The sequence below is a fragment of the Streptomyces sp. NPDC003284 genome (genome assembly GCF_053589675.1).
Window position 1 is genome coordinate 19,858 of sequence record NZ_JBSFSI010000012.1, and the last position, 20,844, is coordinate 40,701.

Sequence of the window (20,844 nt, forward strand, 5' to 3'; positions counted from 1 at the left end):
ATCTCTAGTTGGGCCGGCGCCGTGCGCCAGGCCGAAGGGAAAGCGATGGGTAGGACACTCGCGGAGAAGGTCTGGGACGACCACGTCGTCCGGCGCGCCGAGGGCGAGCCCGACCTCCTCTTCATCGATCTGCACCTGCTGCACGAGGTGACCAGCCCGCAGGCCTTCGACGGCCTCCGCAAGAGCGGCCGCGGGGTGCGCCGGCTCGACCTGACCATCGCCACCGAGGACCACAACACCCCGACCCTCGACATCGACAAGCCCATCGCGGACCCGGTCTCCCGCGCCCAGCTGGAGACCCTGCGCAAGAACTGCGCCGACTTCGGCGTCCGCCTGCACCCGCTGGGCGACGTCGAGCAGGGCGTCGTGCACGTGGTCGGCCCCCAGCTCGGCCTGACCCAGCCCGGCACCACCGTGGTCTGCGGCGACTCGCACACCTCCACGCACGGCGCCTTCGGCGCCCTCGCGTTCGGCATCGGCACCTCCCAGGTGGAGCACGTGCTGGCCACCCAGACGCTGCCGCTGGCCCGTCCCAGGACCATGGCGATCACCGTCGACGGCGAACTGCCCGAGGGCGTCACCGCCAAGGACCTGATCCTGGCGATCATCGCCCGCATCGGCACCGGCGGCGGCCAGGGCTACATCCTGGAGTACCGCGGCTCCGCCATCGAGAAGCTCTCGATGGAGGCCCGCATGACCATCTGCAACATGTCGATCGAGGCCGGTGCCCGCGCGGGCATGATCGCCCCCGACGAGACCACCTTCGCCTACCTGGAGGGCCGCCCGCACGCCCCCGAGGGCGCGGACTGGGACGCGGCGGTCGCCTACTGGAGGACGCTGCGCACGGACGACGACGCCGAGTTCGACGCCGAGGTCGTCATCGACGCCGCCGAGCTGTCGCCGTTCGTCACCTGGGGCACCAACCCGGGCCAGGGCGCCCCGCTTTCGGCGGCCGTCCCCGACCCGGCCTCGTACGAAGACGCCTCGGAGCGCCTGGCCGCCGAAAAGGCCCTGGAGTACATGGGGTTGGACGCCGGGCAGCCGCTGCGCTCGATCGCCGTGGACACCGTCTTCGTAGGTTCCTGCACCAACGGCCGCATCGAGGACCTGCGCGCCGCCGCCGGTATCGTCCAGGGCCGCAAAGTCGCCGAGGGCGTACGGATGCTGGTCGTGCCGGGCTCGGCCCGGGTGGGCCTCCAGGCCGTCTCCGAGGGTCTGGACGTGGTCTTCAAGGAGGCCGGCGCCGAATGGCGGCACGCGGGCTGCTCCATGTGCCTGGGCATGAACCCGGACCAGCTGGCCCCCGGCGAGCGCTCCGCCTCCACCTCCAACCGCAACTTCGAGGGCAGGCAGGGCAAGGGCGGCCGCACCCATCTGGTGTCGCCGCAGGTCGCCGCCGCCACCGCGGTCCTGGGCCACCTGGCCTCCCCGGCCGACCTGTCCGACGCCGACGTCCGCACGCCCGCTGGAGTCTGATCAGCCATGGAAGCATTCACCACGCACACCGGCCGGGCCGTCCCGCTGCGCCGCGGCAACGTCGACACCGACCAGATCATCCCCGCCCACTGGCTCAAGAAGGTCACCCGGGACGGCTTCGAGGACGGGCTCTTCGAGGCCTGGCGCAAGGACCCCGAGTTCGTGCTCAACCGCCCCGAGCGGCAGGGCGCCACGGTCCTGGTCGCCGGTCCGGACTTCGGCACCGGCTCCTCCCGCGAGCACGCCGTCTGGGCGCTCCAGAACTACGGCTTCAAGACCGTGATCTCCTCCCGTTTCGCCGACATCTTCCGGGGCAACTCGCTGAAGAACGGGCTGCTCACCGTGGTCCTGGAGCAGCAGACCGTGGACGCGCTGTGGGAGCTCACGGAGCAGGACCCCACCGCCGAGGTCACCGTCGACCTCCAGGCCCGCGAGGTGCGCGCCGCGGGGATCACCGCCCCCTTCGAGCTGGACGAGAACTCCCGCTGGCGGCTGCTGAACGGCCTGGACGACATCTCGATCACCCTCCAGAACGAGGACGACATCGCCGCGTACGAGGCGAAGCGTCCGTCGTTCAAGCCGCGGACCCTCCAGGTGTGACCTGACAAGTCGAGTTTCGGCCACCGCGAAACGCCGCTGTACCCCCGATCGCCACGATCGGGGGTACAGCTGTTTCCGGATCCTTCCCGCCCGGCGCGCCGCCGTGCGCGAGGCCAACTTCCCAGGTTAGGACGGTTGTTGCCGGGGTACTCGTCAGTCACAAAGCCGACCGGCCGGCACGCCAGAAGGCCCTCCGGAGGCGGCAGTTGCCCCCTGCGCAGGCGACAACTCGCCCCAGATGGCACAATCTGTGCATGGACAACGACGGCCAACTCGAGCTCTATACGGCGGTCGCGGTCCGGCTCAAGGAAGCGCACGCAAGAGTGCGCGCACTGCAAGTCCCGGAGGGCGTACGGATGGCGCTGACCCGGAAGCTGCTGGTCATTACGGCCGCGGCCAAGCACGATCTCGCCGGTGCGGCAAGGCGTCTGGAGCGGTTCACCGCCGATCTCGACGAGGGCCGAATCCCCGGTGAGGAAGGCTGAACAGCCCGAGACCGCCGAGTCCGTTGCGGCACAAGGGTGATTAGCCCGTTTCGTGTTTGATTTGCGGTATATATCTGCCTAACGTGCGAAAAAGCTTGAACACTTTCGTTCCGGCCAGGTCTCCGAAGGGGAAGACGTGAACAAGGCGCAGCTCGTAGAAGCGATTGCCGACAAGATGGGTGGCCGGCAGCAGGCCGCCGACGCCGTCGACGCGGTACTGGACGCCATCGTCCGCGCGGTCGTCGCGGGAGACCGGGTCTCGGTCACCGGCTTCGGGTCCTTCGAGAAGGTGGACCGCCCGGCCCGCTACGCCCGCAACCCGCAGACGGGTGAGCGGGTGCGGGTCAAGAAGACCTCCGTGCCCCGCTTCCGGGCCGGTCAGGGCTTCAAGGACCTGGTGAGCGGCTCCAAGAAGCTGCCGAAGAACGACATCGCGGTGAAGAAGGCCCCCAAGGGCAGCCTGTCCGGCCCGCCCGCCACCATCGCCAAGGCGGTCGGCAAGAAGGCGGCGGCGAAGAAGACCACCACGGCGGCGAAGAAGGCCGCCGCGAAGAAGGCCACGACGGCGAAGAAGACCGCGGCGAAGAAGACGACGGCCGCCGCGGCGAAGAAGACCACGGCAGCGGCCAAGAAGGCCACGGCCGCGAGCGCCGCCAAGAAGACCGCCGCGAAGAAGGCCCCGGCGAAGAAGGCGACCGCGAAGAAGGCCCCGGCCAAGAAGTCGGCCGCCCGCAAGACCGCCGCGAAGAAGACCGCCCGCAGCAAGTAGGCACCACAGGCATCACAGGTACCGCAGGCATCACGGGCACCACGGGTATTCACGCGCCGGGCCGGACTCCCTCGGGAGCCCGGCCCGCGGCGTGTTGTCCGCCGTACGGCGAGGTCATTCACGCCTGCACGTACGGCGAGGTCAGAACGTCTGCAGCGTCACGAGGGTGATCCGGCGCGCGTCGCCCTCGCCCTCGGTCTCGATCCGCACCCGCTGCCCCGGGCGCAGCAGCCGCAGCCCGCCCGCGTCGAAGGCCGGGGCGCCGAACGGCACCGGTGTGCCGTCGTCCAGGAGCACCTGCCCGCTGCGGCTCGCGGGATCGTACGTGTATGCGGTGGCCTGCATGGGGAGCAGCCTACTGCCCGGTCCCGCCGCCCGCCCGGCGGTCTCACGGCCCGGGGATCAGCAGCCGGGCCGCCGCGAGAGCCGTCCGGGGGCCCACGCCGAGCGCCAGGGCCGCGCGCAGGTCGTCGCCGGTGTCCACGTCCTGGCGTACGGAATCCACCGCGTCCGGCCCGAGTTCCACCGCCCCGGATTCCCGGTGGCGCAGCCGCGAACCGGTACCGAAAGCCGGACGCAATTCCCGGCCGGCCCCGACCGCGAGCAGCGTGGTTCCGATACCGGCGGCGTCCGCGAGGAATGCGCGCGGGAATCGGGCCGCCGCACTCAGCACCCGGGCGAGTTCCGCCGGCCGCAGCGCCGGGAGATCCGCGTTCAGGGCCGCCACCGGACCGCCGCCCGCCGCCCGTACGGCCGCCGCACCGTGCGCCAGCGCGGCGTTCAGACCGGCCCGGGGGGTGTCGGGGACGATCCGCGCGCCCAGCGCGGCCAGCTCCCGCGCGGCCAGCGCGTCGTCCGTGACGACCGCCACACCCGCGACCTCGGCGCAGGCCAGCGCCGCGGCCACGGTGTCCTGGGCGAAGGCGAGGGCCAGCTGCGGGCGCACCCCGTCGTGGGCGGTGTCCGAGAGCCTGCTCTTGGCCCGCGCCAGGGGTTTCAGGGGGATCACCAAGGTCCACTGCACGGGCGTTCGTCCCTCTCTCGTCGCGGACATTCTCTCCGGCCCCTCGGGTGCCGCGCAGGCCGGGGCGTACGGTGTCCCTCGACAGACCGGCGGCCTGGGGCGACACTTGTGCGGCCCCCCGGCCCACATGTCAGCCCAAGAGGAACCAAGAGGAAGGTGTTCGTGTGCCCCGCCGCAGAATCGGCTTCTGGTACCGCTTCGCTGCGGTGATCTGCAAACCGCCGCTGATGGTTCTGGTCAAGCGGGACTGGCGCGGAATGGAGAACATGCCGGCCGAGGGTGGATTCATCACGGCGGTGAACCACAATTCGTACGTCGATCCCTTCGCCTACGCCCACTTCCAGTACAACACCGGGCGCGTCCCGCGATTCCTCGCCAAGAGCGGGCTTTTCAAGAAGGGATTCGTCGGCGCCGCCATGCGCGGCACCGGACAGATCCCCGTGTACCGGGAGAGCACGGACGCGCTGAGCGCCTTCCGCGCCGCGATCGACGCCGTGGAGCGCGGCGAGTGCGTCGCCTTCTACCCCGAGGGCACCCTCACCCGCGACCCCGACGGCTGGCCGATGACCGGCAAGACCGGCGCCGCCCGGGTCGCCCTCCAGACCAGGTGCCCGGTGATCCCCGTGGCCCAGTGGGGCGTGAACGAACTCCTGCCGCCCTACGCCAAGAAGCCGGACATCCTGCCGCGCAAGACGCACCGCGTGCTGGCCGGACCGCCGGTGGACCTCTCGGAGTTCTACGACCGGGAGATGACCCCGGAGGTGCTGAAGGAGGCGACCGCGGTCATCATGGCCGCCGTCACCCGCCAGCTGGAGCTGGTCCGCGGCGAGAAGGCCCCCGCCGTGCCCTACGACCCGCGCCGCGAGCGGATCGAGCAGCGCCGCAGGACCCAGCAGCAGACGCAGGACCGGACCCGCTCCCGCGGCGACCGTGGCGAACACGGCGACCGCGGCGAACACAGCGACCGGGACGACCGGAACGAGCGCAGCGGCCGGTCCGGCGAGGCGCACCGGCAGGTACAGGAAGAGGGGCAGGGCACGTGAGCAAGCCGGACCAGCGGGTCAGGGCGGCCGTCCTCGGCACCGGATCGTGGGGGACCGCCTTCGCCGTGGTCCTCGCCGACGCCGGCTGCGAGGTCACCCTGTGGGCCCGCCGCGCCGAGGTGGCCGAGGCGGTCAACTCCACCCGGACCAATCCGGACTACCTGCCCGGCATCGAACTCCCGGCCGCCGTACGGGCCACCACGGACCCCGCCGAGGCCGTCCGCGACGCCGACTTCACCGTGCTCGCCATCCCCTCCCAGACCCTGCGCGCCAATCTCGCCGAGTGGCTGCCGCTGCTCGCCCCGGACACCGTCCTGGTCTCCCTGATGAAGGGGATCGAACTGGGCTCGGCGATGCGCATGAGCGAGGTCGTCGAGGACGTCACCAAGGTCGGCCCGGACCGGATCGCCGTGGTCACCGGCCCCAACCTCGCCCGGGAGATCGCCGCCCGCAGGCCCGCCGCCGCCGTGGTGGCCTGCACCGACGACGCCGTCGCCCGGCGCCTCCAGGCCGCCTGCCACACGCCCTACTTCCGGCCGTACACCAACACCGACGTGATCGGCTGCGAACTGGGCGGTGCCGTCAAGAACGTGATCGGCCTGGCCGTGGGCATCGCGGACGGCATGGGGCTCGGCGACAACGCCAAGGGCTCGCTCATCACGCGCGGTCTCGCCGAGACCACCCGCCTGGGCATGGCCCTGGGCGCCGACCCGCTGACCTTCTCCGGTCTGGCCGGGCTCGGCGACCTGGTCGCCACCTGCTCCTCGCCGCTGTCGCGCAACCACACCTTCGGCACCAACCTCGGCAAGGGCATGACGCTCCAGGAGACCGTCGCGGTCACCCGGCAGACCGCCGAGGGCGTCAAGTCGTGCCGGTCGGTGCTCGATCTGGCCCGGCGGCACGGCGTCGACATGCCGCTCACCGAGACCGTCGTCGGCATCGTGCACGAAGGCAAATCCCCGCTGACCGCCCTCAAGGAGCTGATGTCGCGCAGCGCGAAGCCGGAACGACGCTGAGCGACCCGCGTTTCCCACGCTGCCCCGGGGCTCTGCCAGCGGGTACGCTCATCGCGATATGAGCACCGAGAACCTCCCCCAGAGCCCTGAGCAGCCGCCGCGCAAGCCGCGGGTGGCCGTCGTCTGCGGTGGTCGCAGCTCCGAACACGGGATCTCCGTGGTCACCGCCGGTGCGGTGCTGCGCGCCATCGACCGGAGCAAGTACGAGGTCCTGCCGATCGGCATCACCCGCGACGGCCGCTGGGCCCTGACCGCGGACGACCCGGACCGCATGGCGATCACCGAGCGGCGTACGCCCAGCGTCGACGACCTGGCCGAGTCCGGCGAGGGCGGTGTGGTGCTCCCGGTCGACCCCGGCAACCGCGAAGTCGTCTACAGCGAGCCCGGTTCGGTGCCCAAGGCGCTCGGCGAGGTCGACGTCGTCTTCCCGGTGCTGCACGGCCCCTACGGCGAGGACGGCACCCTCCAGGGACTGCTGGAGCTGTCCGGTGTGCCCTATGTCGGCTCGGGCGTGCTCGCCTCGGCCGTCGGCCAGGACAAGGAGTACATGAAGCGGGTGTTCACCTCGTTCGGGCTCAAGGTCGGCCCGTACGTGGTGATCCGGCCGCGCGAGTGGGAGCGGGACGCCCCGGCGGCCCGGAAGAAGATCGTGGACTTCGCGGGCGAGCACGGCTGGCCGCTGTTCGTGAAGCCCGCCCGCGCCGGTTCCTCCATCGGCATCACCAAGGTCGACGACCTCTCCGGCCTGGACGAGGCCGTCGAGGAGGCCCGGCGCCACGACCCGAAGGTGCTCGTGGAGGCCGCGGTGCGCGGCCGGGAGATCGAGTGCGGGGTGCTGGAGTTCGAGGACGGCCCGCGCGCCTCCGTGCCCGCCGAGATCCCGCCGCCGCAGGAGCACGCGTACTACGACTTCGAGGCGAAGTACATCGACTCCACGCCCGGTGTCGTACCGGCCCCGCTCACCGAGGAGCAGACCGCCGAGGTGCGGCGGCTCGCGGTCGAGGCGTTCGAGGCGGCCTCCTGCGAGGGACTGGTCCGCGCGGACTTCTTCCTCGGCGAGGACGGCGAGTTCGTGATCAACGAGATCAACACCATGCCCGGCTTCACGCCCATCTCGATGTACCCGAAGATGTGGCAGGCCACCGGCGTCTCCTACGAGGAGCTGGTGGACCGCCTGATCCAGGCGGCCCTGGACCGCTCCACCGGCCTGCGCTGAGCGCGGCGGGAGCATCCGGAAGCAGCGGCGGCACCTAGGACAGGTCCTAGTCGGCGATCCCTTCGGGGATCGCCTTCTTCACGGCCGGGGCGAGGTGCACCAGGGGCGCCGCCCCGTGGCCGGTGCGGCTCGCGGGCAGGCTGACCTCCACGTACGCCCTGCGCAGCGTGGTGGTGAAGCGGAAGGAGCCGTCGGCCAGCTTCTCCAGGAGCCAGCCGACCCCGTCGACCTCGGCGCCGTCGGCGTCGGGGTCGTTCATCGCGGCGGGCCGGGGCACCCCGCAGCGCAGTATGATCGCCGGGCTTCCCCAGCCCGCGGTGAGCGCCGACGCGGGCCGGGGGTCCGTGCGGCTCAGCCCGTCCACCTTCTGCGGCAGTGCTCTGTCCAGGTCCCCGCACAGCTTCGCGACCGCCGGGTCCGGGCTGGGAACCGCAGCGGTGGCACTGTCGTCGCTTGAAGAACAGCCCGCCGCGGTGATCAACGCGGCGAGGACGACGGGCAGACCGGCTCGCCGGTGGCGGAAGGAACTCACCGGCCCAGGGTAGACGGGGGCTACAGATGCACGACCGGGCAGGTCAGGGTGCGCGTGATGCCCTCCACTTGCTGCACCTTGGCGACCACCATGCGGCCCAGGGCGTCGACGGTGTCGGCCTGTGCGCGCACGATGACGTCGTACGGGCCGGTCACGTCCTCGGCCTGGATCACTCCGGGCAGCCGGCCGATCGTCTCGGCCACGGTCGACGCCTTGCCGACCTCGGTCTGGATCAGGATGTACGCCTGTACCACGGAACCTCCAGGGCGACCACGAGGATCATGTGGGGAAAAGGAACGCCACGGTATCGCGTCGCCGAACGCCGCGGGGAGACCCGGGACCGACGTGGCCCGCGCGCCGGGGTGCAGGTAGGACTGAGGTTGACGGTCACCTCGACCGTAGCGAGACCCGCGCGGACGCGCGAGCGGGGACGCGACCAGGAACGCACAGGGACAGAAGGGGCGTAAGGGCCATGAAGGGCACTGTTGGTGAGCTCGGGGAGTTCGGGCTCATCAGGGAGCTCACCTCCCGTCTCACCACCACCCCGGCGGTCCGGGTCGGACCCGGCGACGACGCCGCGGTGGTCGCCGCCCCCGACCGCAGGGTCGTGGCGAGCACCGACATACTCCTGGAGGGGCGGCACTTCCGCCGGGACTGGTCCACGGCCTACGACGTGGGCCGCAAGGCGGCCGCCCAGAACCTCGCCGACATCGCCGCCATGGGCGCCGTGCCGACCGCCCTGCTGCTCGGCCTGGTCGTCCCCGCCGAACTGCCGGTCACCTGGCCCACCGAGATGATGGACGGGCTGCGCGACGAGTGCCAGGTCGCGGGCGCCTCCGTGGTCGGCGGCGACGTGGTCCGCGGCGACACGATCATGGTGTCCATCACGGCCCTCGGCGATCTGCGCAACCACGAACCGGTGACCCGGGCGGGCGCCCAGCCCGGCGACCGCGTCGCCGTCACCGGCTGGCTGGGCTGGTCCGCCGCCGGATTCGCCGTGCTCTCCCGCGGCTTCCGCTCCCCGCGCGCCTTCGTCGAGGCCCACCGCAGGCCCGAACCGCCCTACCACGCGGGCCCCGCCGCCGCCGGGCTCGGCGCCACCGCGATGTGCGACGTCAGCGACGGACTCATCGCCGACCTCGGGCACATCGCGGAGGCCAGCAAGGTCCGCATCGACGTCCGGTCCGGCGCCATCGACATCCCCTCGCAGATGAACGACATCGGGCAGGCCGTCGGTGTCGACCCGCTCCAGTGGGTGCTGACCGGGGGAGAGGACCACGCGATCGTGGCGACCTTCCCCCCGGACGTGAAGCTGCCGGCCCGCTGGAAGGTGATCGGCGAAGTGCTCAACCCCTCGGCCCTGCCCCAGGTCACGGTCGACGGCGCCCCGTGGACCAGGAAGGGCGGCTGGGACCACTTCGGGGACATCGAGTCATGAGCACCGCACCCGTACCCGAACCCGGCTCCGTACCGGTACCCGCGCCCGGCCCGCGCCCCGCCCCGCCGCGCGTCCTCACCGTCGCCGGGTCCGACTCCGGCGGCGGCGCCGGCATCCAGGCCGACCTGAAGACGATGCTCGCCCTCGGCGTGCACGGCATGAGCGTGCTCACCGCGGTGACCGCGCAGAACTCGCTCGGTGTGCAGGGCGCCTGGGAACTGCCCGTGGAGGCGGTCCGCGCCCAGTACCGCAGCGTCGTCGACGACATCGGCGTCCAGGCCGTCAAGACCGGCATGCTGGCCTCCGCGGAACTGGTGGAGACGGTCGCCGCGTTGCTCGCCGGGACCGCTGCCCCGGTGGTCGTCGACCCGGTGGGCGTCTCCAAGCACGGCGACCCGCTGCTCGCCGCCTCCGCCCTGGAGTCGGTGCGCGCCGAACTGCTGCCCACCGCCACCGTCGCCACCCCCAACCTCGACGAGGTGGCCCAACTGACCGGCGTCGAGGTCACGTCCGAGGACGGTCTGCGCGAGGCCGCGCACGCCGTCCTGGAGTACGGCCCCGCCTGGGTGCTGATCAAGGGCGGCCACCTGGCCGGGGACGCCGTGGACCTGCTCACCGACGGCTCCGCCGAGCACTGGCTGCGCGCCCCGCGCCTCGACAACCGGCACACCCACGGCACCGGCTGCACCCTCGCCTCCGCCATCGCCTCGTACCTGGCGCTCGGCCGGTCCGTGCCCGAGTCGGTGACGGCCGCCAAGACCTATGTCACCGGGGCGATCGCCGCCGGGTTCGCGCTCGGCGGCGGGATCGGCCCGGTGGACCACGCCTGGACCTTCCGGGAGCCTCACGCCGCCGGGTAGCCGGGCAGGTCGATCGCGGTGGCCGCCTTCTCCGAGAGCCGCTTGAAGAAGCCGGCCAGCAGCCGCGAGCCGAGCAGCCGGTACATCCGGTCCCGGCTGCGGATGCGCCGCTCGGTCGGCGGGGCGAAGAACGGGCCCGCGTTGGCGGAGGTCTTCTGGCAGCCCTTGGCGAAGCCCTCGATCCGGCGCTCGTACGCGGGAAACGCCACCCGGTGGTCACCGCCCGCCAGGGCCAGTTCACCGGCCAGCACATACGCGCCGACCACCGCCACACCCGTCCCCATGCCGCCCATGGTGGCGCCGTACCCGGCGTCCCCGAGCAGCGCCACCCGCCCCCGGGTCAGCCGGTCCACGTGGATCTGCGCGATGGCGTCGAAGTACAGCTCGTCGGTGTCCTGGAGCGCCGCCAGCACCTGCGGAGTCCGCCAGCCCATGCCCGCGAACCGCTCGGCCAGGATCCGCTTCTGCGCGGCCACGTCCCGCCGGTCGTACGCCAGCTCCTCGGACCGGAAGACCAGCAGGGCACCGGCGCGCTCCGGGTCCCCGTCGTAGTTGCCGACGGCGACCGCGCGGCCCGGTTCGCTGTAGAGGAGGCCGCGGCGGCACAGCCCCAGGTCGTTGGGGACCGGGAAACCGGCCACGTAGTGGTCGTGGAAGCGCAGATGGCGCGACTCGTCGCCGAACACCAGCCGCCGGGTGCGCGAGTGCAGTCCGTCCGCGCCCACGACCAGGTCGAAGCGGCGCGGCGGGCCCTGCTCGAAGGCGGCCTCGACGCCGTCCGCGGTCTCGGTGAGCGCGGCGATCGAGTCGCCGAAGACGTACTCGGCGCGGTCCCGGGTGCGCTCGTACATGATCTGCGCCAGCTCGCCGCGGAAGATCTCCACGTCGCCGCTCATCATCTCGGCGGGCAGGTCCACGCGCGCGGTGCCGTCGGCGTCGACGACGGTCTGCCGGCCCATGTGCGTCTGGCGGGCGTGGATCTCGTCCCAGATGCCCATCTCGGTGAGCACCCGGCGGTGCACATGGCCGCGGAAGTCCACGGCGAAGCCGCCGCCGCGCAGGGCGGGCGCCTTCTCCACGACGGTGACCCGGGCGCCGTGGCGCAGCAGGTTCAGGGCGAGGGCCGGACCGGCGACGCTGGCACCGGAGACGAGCACGTGCAGGTGGGCGAGGGCGGGAGCGTTCTTCGGGTTCGTCATGGCCACAGCCTCGGCGGCGGCGCTGACCGTCCGCCTACCGTCCGCTGACCGCCGCCGCCCGCAGCCGTACGCCCCGCTCGAAGGCCGCCGCGTACGCCTCGGGCGTCAGCCGCTCCCGCACCGCCCGCGCGGTCCGTACGACATCGGGGTCCCCCTCGGGGCGGGCGCCCCGCAGCCCCGCCCCGGCGCCGAGCAGTTCGGCGGCCCGCTCCGGGCAGGGCGCGACCTGGGCCAGCGCCTCGGCGGCCTCGGCGAGTTCGAGGACGCCGGGACTGTCCGCAGCGGCGGAGGCGGCCTGCCGGAACCAGTCGCGGGCCTCCTCCTCCCGCCCCTCGGCGGCGGCCGTGCGCCCCAGCCCGATGAGGATCCGCACGGCCTCACCGACGCTGGACCAGGTCGCGGCGCACTCCTGGAGGGCCTGTTCGTAGTGCACGCGCGCGCGTGCGGTGTCCCCGGACAGCCGGGCCGCGTCACCCAGGCCGCGCCGCGCGCCCGCCACCTTGTCGGCGGCCCCGGCCCCGCGCGCCAGCTCCAGCGCCTGCCCGAACCCGGCCGCCGCCTCGTTCGCGCGGCCCGGATCCAGACCGAGCAGCACGGTGGCCCGGCTGCGCAGCAGATCGGAGGTCTCCTCCGGCGCGGCCAGCTCCCGTACGTGCGCGAGACCCTCGTCCAGCAGCTCCAGCGCGTGTGCGCCCTGCCCGCGCAGATGGGCGTGCAGGCCCAGCAGGTCCAGGCAGTTGGCCATGCCCCAGCGGTCGCCCGCCGCCCGGAACCCCTTCAGCGCCCGGGAGACCAGCTCCCGCGACCCGTCGGCCTCTCCCGCGAACTGCTTCTGGTAGGCGAGCCCCATGTCCAGCAGGGCGCGCGCCCACGGGTCCTCGCCCGCGTGGGCCAGAGCCCGCTCGTCGGCGCCCGGCCGGGGCCCGGCCACCACCGACCACAGGACGAGCAGGTACGGCAGCCTGAGCGGACCCGCGCAGCCGTCCAGAAGGCCATCCACGCGCGCGTGCAGCCGCTCGTCGGCCGCCGGGTCGCCGCCGTCACCGGAGAGCGCGTTCAGCGCGCAGAGGACGTACTCCTCCGTCAGGCCCGGCGGCGGCGCACCGCCCACCGCGGCCAGCAGCGCGCGGGCCGCCGGCACCTGCTCGCCGTGCAGCCCGCGCAGCCGCCAGAACCACGACAGCAGCGCCATCAGACGCAGCGCGCCCGCCGGGTCCCGGCCGGTCAGATGCCGCAGCGCCGCGTCCAGGTCGGCGTGCTCGGCCGCCAGCCGCTCCAGCCAGGGCAACTGCCCGGCCCCGCGCAGACCGGGCTCCGCCCGCTCGGCCAGCTCCAGGAAGTACGCGGCGTGCGCGTCCCGCAGCCCGCTCGGCCCGGTGCGCTCCCCGTCCGCCGCGGCGTGCTCGGCGGCGAACGCGCGGATCGTCTCCAGCATCCGGTAGCGCCCGCCGGACACGTCGAGGAACGACTTCTCCACCAGCGAGGCCAGCAGGTGCTGCGGGTGCGGCACCGCGCACACCGCCCGTACGGCCTCCTCCGTGGCGCCGCCGCAGAACACGCTGAGCCGCGCGGCCAGCTCTCGTTCCCCGGCGTCCAGCAGGTCCCAGCTCCACTCCACGACGGCCCGCAGCGTGCGGTGGCGCGGTGCCTTGGTGCGGTCGCCGCGGGAGAGCAGCCCGAACCGGTCGTCCAGGCGGTCGGCCAGCTCCTCCGGTTCCAGCGTCCGCAGCCGCGCCGCCGCCAGCTCGATGGCCAGCGGCAGCCCGTCCAGGGCGCGGCAGACGTCCGGCACGCGCGCGTGCCCGGTGAAGCCCGGCCGTACGGCGCGCGCCCGGTCCAGGAACAGGCGCTCGGCCGGTCCCGGCGGCAGCGCCGCCACCGTGATCAGCACCTCACCGGTGATGCCGAGCGCCTCCCGGCCGGTGGCGAGGATCCGCACACCCGGGCAGTGGCCCAGCAGCAGCCCGGCGATCCGGGCCGCGTCCTCCACCAGGTGCTCGCAGTTGTCCAGGACCAGCAGCAGTTCGCGGTCCTCCAGGGCGCTCAGCAGCCGGTCGGTGACATCGGCGGCCGGGGCGCGGAACCCCTCGCGTATCCCGAGGGCCGTCAGCACGGCGTACGGGATCCGGGCGCCGTCGGCCAGCGGCGCCAGCTCGACCAGACAGGCCCCGCCGTGGGTCCGGGCCGCCTCGACGGCGAGCCGGGTCTTGCCCGCCCCGCCGGGCCCGGTGAGCGTGACCAGGCGGGATCCGGGGTCGGCGAGGTGCGCGGCGATGGCGGCCAGTTCGGCGTCCCGGCCGACGAACCGGGTCAGCTGCGCGGGCAGCGCGGGCGGCCGGGAGCCCGGCTCCCGGCCCCGCAGCAGCTCCAGGTGGAGCGCGGCCAGCTCCGGCGACGGGTCGGCGCCCAGCTCGTCGGCGAGGGCGCGCCGGGCCTCCTCGTACACGGTGAGGGCCTCGGCGGGCCGCCCGGCCGCGTGCAGGGCCCGCATCAGCAGGGCGTGCAGCCGTTCGCTCAGCGGGTGCCGGGCCAGCAGCGCGCGCAGCTCGGGCACGAGCGCGGAGCCGCCGCCGAGCGCGAGCTCCGCCTCGATCCGGTCCTGGGCGGCGGCCGCCCGCAGCTCTTCGAGGCGGGCCGTCTCGGCGTGCGCGTCCGGCAGATCGGGCAGGGCCGGGCCGCGCCACAGGTCCAGCGCTTCGCGCAGCACGGCGGCGGCGTGAGCGGGATCACCCGCGGCGAGGGCCGCCCGGCCCTCCTCGGCCAGCCGCGCGAAGCGGTGCGCGTCGACGGAGTCGGGGTCGGCGGCGATCCGGTAACCGGCCGCCGTCGCCTCCACGGGCGGGTGCGGGCCCAGGCGCCTGCGCAGCCGCGAGATCTGCGACTGGAGGGCGTTGGCCGCCCCGGCGGGCGGCTCGGCGCCGTAGAGGCCGTCGGTCAGCCGGTCCGTGCCGACCGTGCGCCCGGCCGCCAGGAGCAGCAGGGTGAGCAGGGCCCGGGGGCGCGGGCCGCCGGGGTCGACAGGGGCGCCGTCGTCGGTGCGGATGTCCAGCGGACCCAGGATGCCGAAGCGCATTCCCCGGATTCTGGCAGGTGGCGGGCGCGCGGGGGACCGGCACCGGTGAACGGGTACGGCAAAAAGCCGGCCCACCAGAGGTGGACCGGCTCAGTGCAGCGAACCGGCAGTGGCCGCGCGCTCAGCTGAGCGTCAGCGCGAGACCTTGCCGGCCTTGATGCACGAGGTGCAAGCGTTCACGCGCTTCGGCGTCCCGCCGACCACGGTACGCACACGCTGGATGTTCGGGTTCCAGCGACGGGACGTACGGCGGTGCGAGTGCGAGATGTTGTTGCCGAAGCCCGGCCCCTTGCCGCAGACGTCGCAGTTGGCAGCCACGGGTCACTCCAAAGACTTCAGATGCACTTACGGTTGATCCCGGCATGCCGGGATCAGGTCCGGAGGCTCGACGAGCGCGCTGAATCTGAGTGGCGGTGCCAGGGGGAGAGCCCGACCAGGTCGGGCAACCGGAGCAGCATACAACGCCTGCTCCCGTACAACGAAACTACCATGGCTGCCCAGGGGCCCGGCCCGGCCCTCTTCCGGTGCACACCGCCCCTGGGTCTACGCTGCCGTCCGGTCCGGCAGCTCAGAGGAGGCGCAGGTGGCACAGGTGGCGCAGACGTTCGACGCGCCGGCGGTGCGCACCTGGTGCGGACTGGCGCTGCGCGCCCTGGGACGGGCGCGCGAGGAGATCGACGCGATCAACGTCTATCCCGTGGCGGACGGCGACACCGGCACCAACCTCTACCTGACCGTGGAGTCCGCCGCCGCCGCCGTCGAAGCCGTGTTCGCGGGCCACGAGGCGGGCGGCACCGGCCCCGGTGGCCCCTCCCTGGCCGAGGCCGCGCGGGCGATGGCGCACGGCGCGCTCATCGGCGCGCGCGGCAACTCCGGGACGATCCTCGCCCAGCTGCTGCGCGGCATGGCCGAGGTGCTGGCCGCCGACGGGGCGGAGGCCCGCGCCGACGGCCACGGACTGCGCCGCGCCCTGCGCCGCGCCGCCGACTCGGCCCGCCAGGCCGTGGCGCACCCCGTCGAGGGCACCGTCCTGACGGTCGCCTCGGCCGCCGCCGACGCGGCCGACGCGGCCTGCGGCACCGAGGGCGACTGCGGCGCGGTCGCGCGGGCCGCCCACGAGGGCGCGCGGACGGCCCTGGCGGCGACCCCGGGCCAGCTCGCCGCGCTGGAGCGCGCCGGGGTGGTCGACGCGGGCGGAAGCGGCCTGGTGGCCGTGCTGGCGGCCCTGGTCGAGACGTTCACCGGGCAGGCGCCCGCCGCCGCGCGGGGCCGGGGGACGGGGACGGGGACGGAGGCGGGCACGGGTCCGGCGGGTGCCCGGCGGCAGGCGCAGAGGGCCGGGGACCGTCCGGCCGTGCCGCACGCGCGCGTGTGCGGCCGTGATGAGCCGGACGCGGGCGGGCCGGACACGGCGGACACGGCCGATGCAGCGGACGCAGCAGACACGGCAGACACGGCGGACGTGGCGGACACGATGGACCGTGAGGCTCCCGCGACGCCCGCACCCGCTGCGGTCCCCGCGCCCGCCGCCCCGCCCCCGGCCTGCGCGCACACCCCGCCGGTGCCGTCCGCCGCGCCCGCCGCCGCACCGGGCCAGGGCCCCGCCTTCGAGGTGATCTACCTCCTGGAGGCCGACGACCCGTCCGTCGCCCGGCTGCGGCGGCGGCTCGACGCGCTCGGGGACTCCCTGGTGGTGGTCGGCGGCGACGGACTGTGGAACGTCCATGTGCACGTGGACGACGCCGGTGCCGCCGTGGAGGCGGGCGTCGAGGCCGGCCGCCCGCACCGGATCCGCATCACCCACTTCGGCGCCGGAGACGCGCACACCGGGGCCGCCGCGCGCCCGCCGCGCGAGCGCGCCCAGCGGGCCGTGGTGGCCGTCGTGCCCGGCGAGGGACTGGCCGCGCTGTGCACCGAGGCCGGGGCCACCACGGTCCTCGCCCGGCCGGGGGAGCCGCCCGCCAGCGGCGAACTGGTGGAGGCCGTACGGCGGGCGCACGCGCGCGAGGTGGTCCTGCTGCCCAACGACGCCGAACTGCGCGACACCGCCGCCGCCGCGGCCGAGCAGGCCCGCGGCGAGGGCGTGCGGGTCGCCCTCATCCCCACCCGCTCGGCGGTCCAGGGCATCGCCGCCCTCGCGGTGCACGAACCCGGGCGCCGCTTCGACGAGGACGTCGTCGCCATGACGTCGGCGGCCGGTGCCACCCGCCACGGCGAGGTCACCGTCGCCGAGCACCGCTCCTGGACCAGCGCCGGGATCTGCCAGGCCGGCGACGTCCTCGGCCTCATCGACGGCGACGTGGCCGTGATCGGCCCGGACGTCGCGGACACCGCGCGCGCGGTCCTGGACCGGATGCTCGCGGGCGGCGGCGAACTGGTCACCCTCGTCCTCGGCGAGGAACTGCCCGACTCCGTCGCCGACGGCCTGGAGACCCGCGTCCGCGAGTCCTACCTCGCCGTCGACACGGTCGTCCTGCGGGGCGGCAGGCAGGGCGCGCTGCTGCTCATCGGCGTGGAGTAGCCCGCCCGGCCACCCGCCGGTCCGTACCGCGTCCGCGGATTGTCAGTGCCGTGGTGTGCAATGGATCCCGTGCCCGCACTGCCAGAACCACTGCGCCAACCGCTCAAGTCGGTGCTCGGCCCCGCCACCGCGAAGGTGATGGCCGAGCACCTCGGCCTGCACACCGTCGGTGACCTCCTCCACCACTACCCCCGCAGATACGAGGAGCGCGGCCAGCTCACCCACCTCGCCGACCTCCCGATGGACGAGCACGTCACGGTGGTCGCCCAGGTCGCCGACGCCCGCCTGCACTCCTTCGCCTCCTCCCGGGCGCCGCGCGGCAAGGGCCAGCGCCTGGAGGTGACGATCACCGACGGCAGCGGCCGCCTCCAGCTCGTCTTCTTCGGCAACGGCGTGCACAAGCCGCACAAGGAGCTGCTGCCGGGCACGCGCGCGCTGTTCGCGGGCAAGGTCTCCGTCTTCAACCGGCGGCTCCAGCTCGCCCACCCCGCCTACGAATTGCTCACCGGCGACACCGACGACCCCGAGGAGACCGTCGAGTCCTGGGCGGGCGCCCTCATCCCGATCTACCCGGCCACCGCCAAGCTGGAGTCCTGGAAGATCGGCAAGGCCGTCCAGACCGTCCTGCCCACCGCCCGGGAGGCCGTCGACCCGCTGCCCGACACCCTGCGCGCGGGCCGCGGCCTGGTCACCCTTCCCGAGGCCCTGCTCAAGATCCACCGCCCGCACACCAAGGCGGACATCGCCGACGCCCGCGCCCGCCTGAAGTGGGACGAGGCGTTCGTCCTCCAGGTCGCCCTGGCCCGCCGCCGCCACGCCGACGCCCAGTTGCCGGCCGTCGCCCGCCGCCCGCGCCCCGGCGGCATCCTCGACGCCTTCGACGACCGGCTGCCCTTCACCCTCACCGAGGGCCAGCGCAAGGTCTCCGGGGAGATCTTCGCCGACCTGGCCACCGAGCACCCGATGCACCGCCTGCTCCAGGGCGAGGTGGGCTCCGGCAAGACCATGGTGGCGCTGCGCGCCATGCTCGCCGTGGTCGACGCGGGCGGGCAGGCCGCCATGCTCGCCCCCACCGAGGTGCTGGCCCAGCAGCACCACCGGTCGATCACCGAGATGATGGGCGAGCTGGCCGAGGGCGGCACCCTGGCCGGACCCGAGCACGCCACCAAGGTGGTGCTGCTCACCGGCTCCATGGGCGCCGCCGCCCGCCGCCGGGCCCTGCTGGACCTGGCCACCGGCGAGGCCGGCGTCGTCATCGGCACCCATGCGCTGATCGAGGACAAGGTGCGCTTCCACGACCTCGGACTCGTGGTCGTCGACGAGCAGCACCGCTTCGGCGTCGAGCAGCGCGACGCCCTGCGCGGCAAGGGCAAGCAGCCGCCGCACCTGCTGGTGATGACCGCCACCCCCATTCCGCGCACGGTCGCGATGACGGTCTTCGGCGACCTGGAGACCTCCGTCCTGGACCAGCTCCCGGCCGGCCGCTCGCCCATCGCCAGCCATGTCGTCCCGGCCGCCGACAAACCGCACTTCCTCGCGCGCGCCTGGGAGCGGGTGCGCGAGGAAGCGGCCGAGGGCCATCAGGCGTACGTCGTCTGCCCGCGCATCGGCGACGAGGAGGACGACCCGAAGAAGGCGTCCGGGAAGAGGTCCGCGAAGGCCGGGAAGACGGCGGAGGGCTCGGAGGGCGCGGCGGGCGCGGAACCCCCGGAGGGCGCCGACAAGCGCCCGCCGCTCGCCGTCCTGGACGTGGCCGCCACGCTCGCCGAGGGCCCCCTGAAGGGGCTGCGGGTGGAGGTGCTGCACGGCAGGATGCAGCCCGACGACAAGGACGCGGTGATGCGCCGCTTCGCCGCGGGCGACACCGACGTCCTGGTCGCCACCACCGTCATCGAGGTCGGGGTCAACGTCCCCAACGCCACCGTGATGGTGATCACCGACGCCGACCGCTTCGGCGTCTCCCAGCTGCACCAGCTGCGCGGCCGGGTCGGCCGCGGCACGGCCCCGGGCCTGTGCCTGCTGGTCACCGAGATGCCCGAGGCGAGCCCCGCCCGCCAGCGGCTGAACGCGGTCGCCGCCACCCTGGACGGCTTCGAGCTCTCCCGCATCGACCTCGAACAGCGCCGCGAGGGCGACGTCCTCGGCCAGGCCCAGTCCGGGGCCCGCACCAGCCTGCGGGTGCTCGCCGTCATCGAGGACGAGGAGATCATCGCCGAGGCCCGCGAGGAGGCCGCCGCCCTGGTCGCCGCCGACCCCGCCCTGGAGTCGCTGCCCGGACTGCGCACGGCCCTGGACGCCCTGCTGGACGACGAGCGGGAGCAGTACCTGGAGAAGGGCTGACAGACTGGGTACGGCCCGCGTCCGAGCCGTACCCCCGGGCAGCAAGCAGCACCCGGCACGGCACCGCCGGGCCCCTCCCGCACCGCCGAGCACCGACAAGGACCCAAGGACATGACCCGCGTGATCGCCGGCCGGGCCGGTGGACGCCGTCTCGCCGTACCCCCGGGCCAGGGCACCCGGCCCACCTCGGACCGCGCGCGCGAGGGCCTCTTCTCGACCTGGCAGTCCCTCCTGGGCGGCCCGCTCGACGGCGAGCGGGTCCTCGACCTGTACGCCGGCTCGGGCGCCGTCGGCCTGGAGGCGCTGTCCCGGGGCGCCGGGCACACCCTCCTCGTCGAGGCCGACGCCCGCGCCGTGCGCACCGTCCGGGAGAACGCCAAGTCCCTGGGCCTGCCCGGCGCCGAGGTGCGCGCGGGCCGGGCGGAGCAGATCGTCCAGGCACCGCCCGCCGCCGGACCGTACGACCTGGTCTTCCTCGACCCGCCGTACGCCGTCTCCGACGACGATCTTCGCGAGATCCTGCTCACACTCCGTTCGCAGGGGTGGCTCGCCGAGCGGGCCCTCGTCACCGTGGAGCGCAGCACCAGGGGCGGCGAGTTCGGCTGGCCGCCCGGCTTCGACGCGATCCGGGCCCGCCGTTACGGCGAGGGAACGTTTTGGTACGGTCGCGCCGCCGCTACGTGCGAAGACGCACGATGACCGGACCGGAGAGCGAGGGATCTCAAGTGCGCCGCGCCGTCTGTCCCGGGTCGTTCGACCCGATCACCAACGGACATCTCGACATCATTGCCCGCGCCTCCCGCCTGTACGACGAGGTCTACGTGGCGGTGATGATCAACCAGTCCAAGAAGGGCCTGTTCGAGATCGAGGAGCGCATCGACCTCATCCGCCAGGTCACCGCCGACTACGGCAACGTCCGCGTCGAGTCCTTCCACGGCCTCCTCGTCGACTTCTGCAAGCAGCGCGACATCCCGGCCATCGTCAAGGGCCTGCGCGCGGTCAGCGACTTCGACTACGAACTCCAGATGGCCCAGATGAACAACGGCCTCTCCGGTGTCGAGACCCTCTTCGTGCCCACCAACCCGACGTACAGCTTCCTGTCGTCCTCCCTGGTGAAGGAGGTCGCGGCCTGGGGCGGCGACGTCGCCCACCTGGTGCCCGACGTGGTCCTGGAGCAGCTCACCGCACGGCTGCGGCGCGACTGAGCGCCTGACGTCCCGTCACCCGGTGTCCGGCGGCTGCCGCATGGTCG

The 20,844-nt window shown here is 73.8% G+C and carries 20 protein-coding genes; 13 read left to right on the forward strand and 7 right to left on the reverse strand.

Annotated features, from left to right (window positions below; translation table 11 throughout):
• Positions 1 to 45: 45 nt before the first annotated feature.
• The 4 genes from leuC to ACWDYF_RS23955 all read left to right on the forward strand — a co-directional run bounded on the left by leuC (position 46) and on the right by ACWDYF_RS23955 (position 3,330).
• Positions 46 to 1,476 (forward strand): 3-isopropylmalate dehydratase large subunit, encoded by a 1,431-nt coding sequence (gene leuC / locus ACWDYF_RS23940; protein ID WP_018567904.1) that lies wholly within the window; start codon positions 46 to 48, stop codon positions 1,474 to 1,476.
• 6 nt (positions 1,477 to 1,482) lie between these two features.
• Positions 1,483 to 2,076 (forward strand): 3-isopropylmalate dehydratase small subunit, encoded by a 594-nt coding sequence (gene leuD, locus ACWDYF_RS23945; protein ID WP_381741135.1) that lies wholly within the window; start codon positions 1,483 to 1,485, stop codon positions 2,074 to 2,076.
• Positions 2,077 to 2,330: 254 nt separating this feature from the next.
• Positions 2,331 to 2,561: an SCO5555 family protein gene (locus tag ACWDYF_RS23950; RefSeq protein WP_381741137.1), complete on the forward strand. Its 231-nt coding sequence runs from the start codon at positions 2,331 to 2,333 to the stop codon at positions 2,559 to 2,561.
• A gap of 136 nt (positions 2,562 to 2,697) precedes the next feature.
• Complete coding sequence (locus ACWDYF_RS23955) at positions 2,698 to 3,330, forward strand: HU family DNA-binding protein (RefSeq protein WP_381741139.1); 633 nt, start codon at positions 2,698 to 2,700, stop codon at positions 3,328 to 3,330.
• A gap of 141 nt (positions 3,331 to 3,471) precedes the next feature.
• Here the strand turns inward: ACWDYF_RS23955 and ACWDYF_RS23960 are convergent, their stop codons facing one another.
• Together ACWDYF_RS23960 and cofC are read right to left on the reverse strand one after the other, a co-directional pair.
• Complete coding sequence (locus ACWDYF_RS23960; protein WP_037888775.1) at positions 3,472 to 3,675, reverse strand: hypothetical protein; 204 nt, start codon at positions 3,673 to 3,675, stop codon at positions 3,472 to 3,474.
• A 43-nt stretch (positions 3,676 to 3,718) separates the two neighbouring features.
• Positions 3,719 to 4,354, reverse strand: a complete 636-nt coding sequence (gene cofC, locus ACWDYF_RS23965) for a 2-phospho-L-lactate guanylyltransferase (protein WP_018567909.1) — start codon at positions 4,352 to 4,354, stop codon at positions 3,719 to 3,721.
• A gap of 164 nt (positions 4,355 to 4,518) precedes the next feature.
• Between cofC and ACWDYF_RS23970 the strand changes: the two genes are divergently transcribed.
• From ACWDYF_RS23970 to ACWDYF_RS23980, 3 genes are read left to right on the forward strand one after another with little or no spacing between them, the layout of a single operon-like run.
• Positions 4,519 to 5,397 carry a lysophospholipid acyltransferase family protein gene (locus tag ACWDYF_RS23970; protein WP_389470280.1) on the forward strand — a complete coding sequence of 293 codons (879 nt, stop codon included), beginning with the start codon at positions 4,519 to 4,521 and terminating at the stop codon, positions 5,395 to 5,397.
• Positions 5,394 to 6,413, forward strand: a complete 1,020-nt coding sequence (locus ACWDYF_RS23975; protein WP_381741145.1) for an NAD(P)H-dependent glycerol-3-phosphate dehydrogenase — start codon at positions 5,394 to 5,396, stop codon at positions 6,411 to 6,413. The genes ACWDYF_RS23970 and ACWDYF_RS23975 overlap by 4 nt, the downstream gene beginning before the upstream one ends.
• Positions 6,414 to 6,471: 58 nt before the next feature.
• Positions 6,472 to 7,629, forward strand: coding sequence for a D-alanine--D-alanine ligase family protein (locus tag ACWDYF_RS23980; protein ID WP_064535445.1), 1,158 nt, complete (start codon positions 6,472 to 6,474; stop codon positions 7,627 to 7,629).
• A 46-nt stretch (positions 7,630 to 7,675) separates the two neighbouring features.
• Here ACWDYF_RS23980 and ACWDYF_RS23985 read toward each other — a convergent pair whose 3' ends face one another.
• Together ACWDYF_RS23985 and ACWDYF_RS23990 are read right to left on the reverse strand one after the other, a co-directional pair.
• Positions 7,676 to 8,161 (reverse strand): DUF3515 domain-containing protein, encoded by a 486-nt coding sequence (locus ACWDYF_RS23985; protein WP_381741147.1) that lies wholly within the window; start codon positions 8,159 to 8,161, stop codon positions 7,676 to 7,678.
• A gap of 20 nt (positions 8,162 to 8,181) precedes the next feature.
• Positions 8,182 to 8,415, reverse strand: coding sequence for an Lrp/AsnC family transcriptional regulator (locus tag ACWDYF_RS23990; RefSeq protein ID WP_018567914.1), 234 nt, complete (start codon positions 8,413 to 8,415; stop codon positions 8,182 to 8,184).
• A gap of 218 nt (positions 8,416 to 8,633) precedes the next feature.
• Between ACWDYF_RS23990 and ACWDYF_RS23995 the strand changes: the two genes are divergently transcribed.
• Positions 8,634 to 9,599, forward strand: coding sequence for a thiamine-phosphate kinase (locus tag ACWDYF_RS23995; RefSeq protein WP_018567915.1), 966 nt, complete (start codon positions 8,634 to 8,636; stop codon positions 9,597 to 9,599).
• Positions 9,596 to 10,459: a bifunctional hydroxymethylpyrimidine kinase/phosphomethylpyrimidine kinase gene (gene thiD / locus ACWDYF_RS24000; RefSeq protein ID WP_389470285.1), complete on the forward strand. Its 864-nt coding sequence runs from the start codon at positions 9,596 to 9,598 to the stop codon at positions 10,457 to 10,459. The genes ACWDYF_RS23995 and thiD overlap by 4 nt, the downstream gene beginning before the upstream one ends.
• On the opposite strand, the gene ACWDYF_RS24005 is transcribed toward thiD, so the two are convergent.
• The 3 genes from ACWDYF_RS24005 to rpmB form a co-directional block, all read right to left on the reverse strand.
• Positions 10,444 to 11,658: an FAD-dependent monooxygenase gene (locus ACWDYF_RS24005; RefSeq protein WP_389470288.1), complete on the reverse strand. Its 1,215-nt coding sequence runs from the start codon at positions 11,656 to 11,658 to the stop codon at positions 10,444 to 10,446. The two genes, thiD and ACWDYF_RS24005, sit on opposite strands and share 16 nt — an antisense overlap.
• 34 nt (positions 11,659 to 11,692) lie before the next feature.
• The gene (locus ACWDYF_RS24010) at positions 11,693 to 14,731 is read right to left on the reverse strand and encodes a BTAD domain-containing putative transcriptional regulator (RefSeq protein WP_389470291.1); all 3,039 of its coding nucleotides are present in this window, start codon (positions 14,729 to 14,731) and stop codon (positions 11,693 to 11,695) included.
• A gap of 132 nt (positions 14,732 to 14,863) precedes the next feature.
• Complete coding sequence (gene rpmB, locus ACWDYF_RS24015) at positions 14,864 to 15,049, reverse strand: 50S ribosomal protein L28 (RefSeq protein WP_003993230.1); 186 nt, start codon at positions 15,047 to 15,049, stop codon at positions 14,864 to 14,866.
• Between the two features lie 265 nt (positions 15,050 to 15,314).
• Here rpmB and ACWDYF_RS24020 point away from each other — a divergent pair, with 265 nt between their 5' ends.
• The 4 genes from ACWDYF_RS24020 (at position 15,315) to coaD (ending at position 20,797) form a co-directional block, all read left to right on the forward strand.
• On the forward strand, positions 15,315 to 17,252 hold the full coding sequence (locus tag ACWDYF_RS24020; RefSeq protein ID WP_389470294.1) for a DAK2 domain-containing protein: 1,938 nt from the start codon (positions 15,315 to 15,317) through the stop codon (positions 17,250 to 17,252).
• A gap of 60 nt (positions 17,253 to 17,312) precedes the next feature.
• On the forward strand, positions 17,313 to 19,592 hold the full coding sequence (gene recG / locus ACWDYF_RS24025) for an ATP-dependent DNA helicase RecG (RefSeq protein WP_389470297.1): 2,280 nt from the start codon (positions 17,313 to 17,315) through the stop codon (positions 19,590 to 19,592).
• Between the two features lie 111 nt (positions 19,593 to 19,703).
• A complete protein-coding gene (rsmD, locus tag ACWDYF_RS24030) occupies positions 19,704 to 20,291 on the forward strand; it encodes a 16S rRNA (guanine(966)-N(2))-methyltransferase RsmD (RefSeq protein WP_018567922.1) in 588 nt (195 codons plus the stop codon).
• Between the two features lie 26 nt (positions 20,292 to 20,317).
• Positions 20,318 to 20,797, forward strand: coding sequence for a pantetheine-phosphate adenylyltransferase (coaD, locus tag ACWDYF_RS24035; RefSeq protein ID WP_018567923.1), 480 nt, complete (start codon positions 20,318 to 20,320; stop codon positions 20,795 to 20,797).
• The last annotated feature ends 47 nt before the right edge of the window (positions 20,798 to 20,844 follow it).

Coding starts and splice junctions, on each gene's coding strand:
- leuC (WP_018567904.1), top strand. CDS start 46: ATGGGTAGGACACTCGCGGAGAAGGTCTGGGACGACCACGTCGTCCGG.
- leuD (WP_381741135.1), top strand. CDS start 1,483: ATGGAAGCATTCACCACGCACACCGGCCGGGCCGTCCCGCTGCGCCGC.
- ACWDYF_RS23950 (WP_381741137.1), top strand. CDS start 2,331: ATGGACAACGACGGCCAACTCGAGCTCTATACGGCGGTCGCGGTCCGG.
- ACWDYF_RS23960 (WP_037888775.1), bottom strand. CDS start 3,675: ATGCAGGCCACCGCATACACGTACGATCCCGCGAGCCGCAGCGGGCAG.
- ACWDYF_RS23980 (WP_064535445.1), top strand. CDS start 6,472: ATGAGCACCGAGAACCTCCCCCAGAGCCCTGAGCAGCCGCCGCGCAAG.
- ACWDYF_RS23995 (WP_018567915.1), top strand. CDS start 8,634: ATGAAGGGCACTGTTGGTGAGCTCGGGGAGTTCGGGCTCATCAGGGAG.
- thiD (WP_389470285.1), top strand. CDS start 9,596: ATGAGCACCGCACCCGTACCCGAACCCGGCTCCGTACCGGTACCCGCG.
- ACWDYF_RS24005 (WP_389470288.1), bottom strand. CDS start 11,658: ATGACGAACCCGAAGAACGCTCCCGCCCTCGCCCACCTGCACGTGCTC.
- ACWDYF_RS24010 (WP_389470291.1), bottom strand. CDS start 14,731: ATGCGCTTCGGCATCCTGGGTCCGCTGGACATCCGCACCGACGACGGC.
- recG (WP_389470297.1), top strand. CDS start 17,313: ATGGATCCCGTGCCCGCACTGCCAGAACCACTGCGCCAACCGCTCAAG.
- rsmD (WP_018567922.1), top strand. CDS start 19,704: ATGACCCGCGTGATCGCCGGCCGGGCCGGTGGACGCCGTCTCGCCGTA.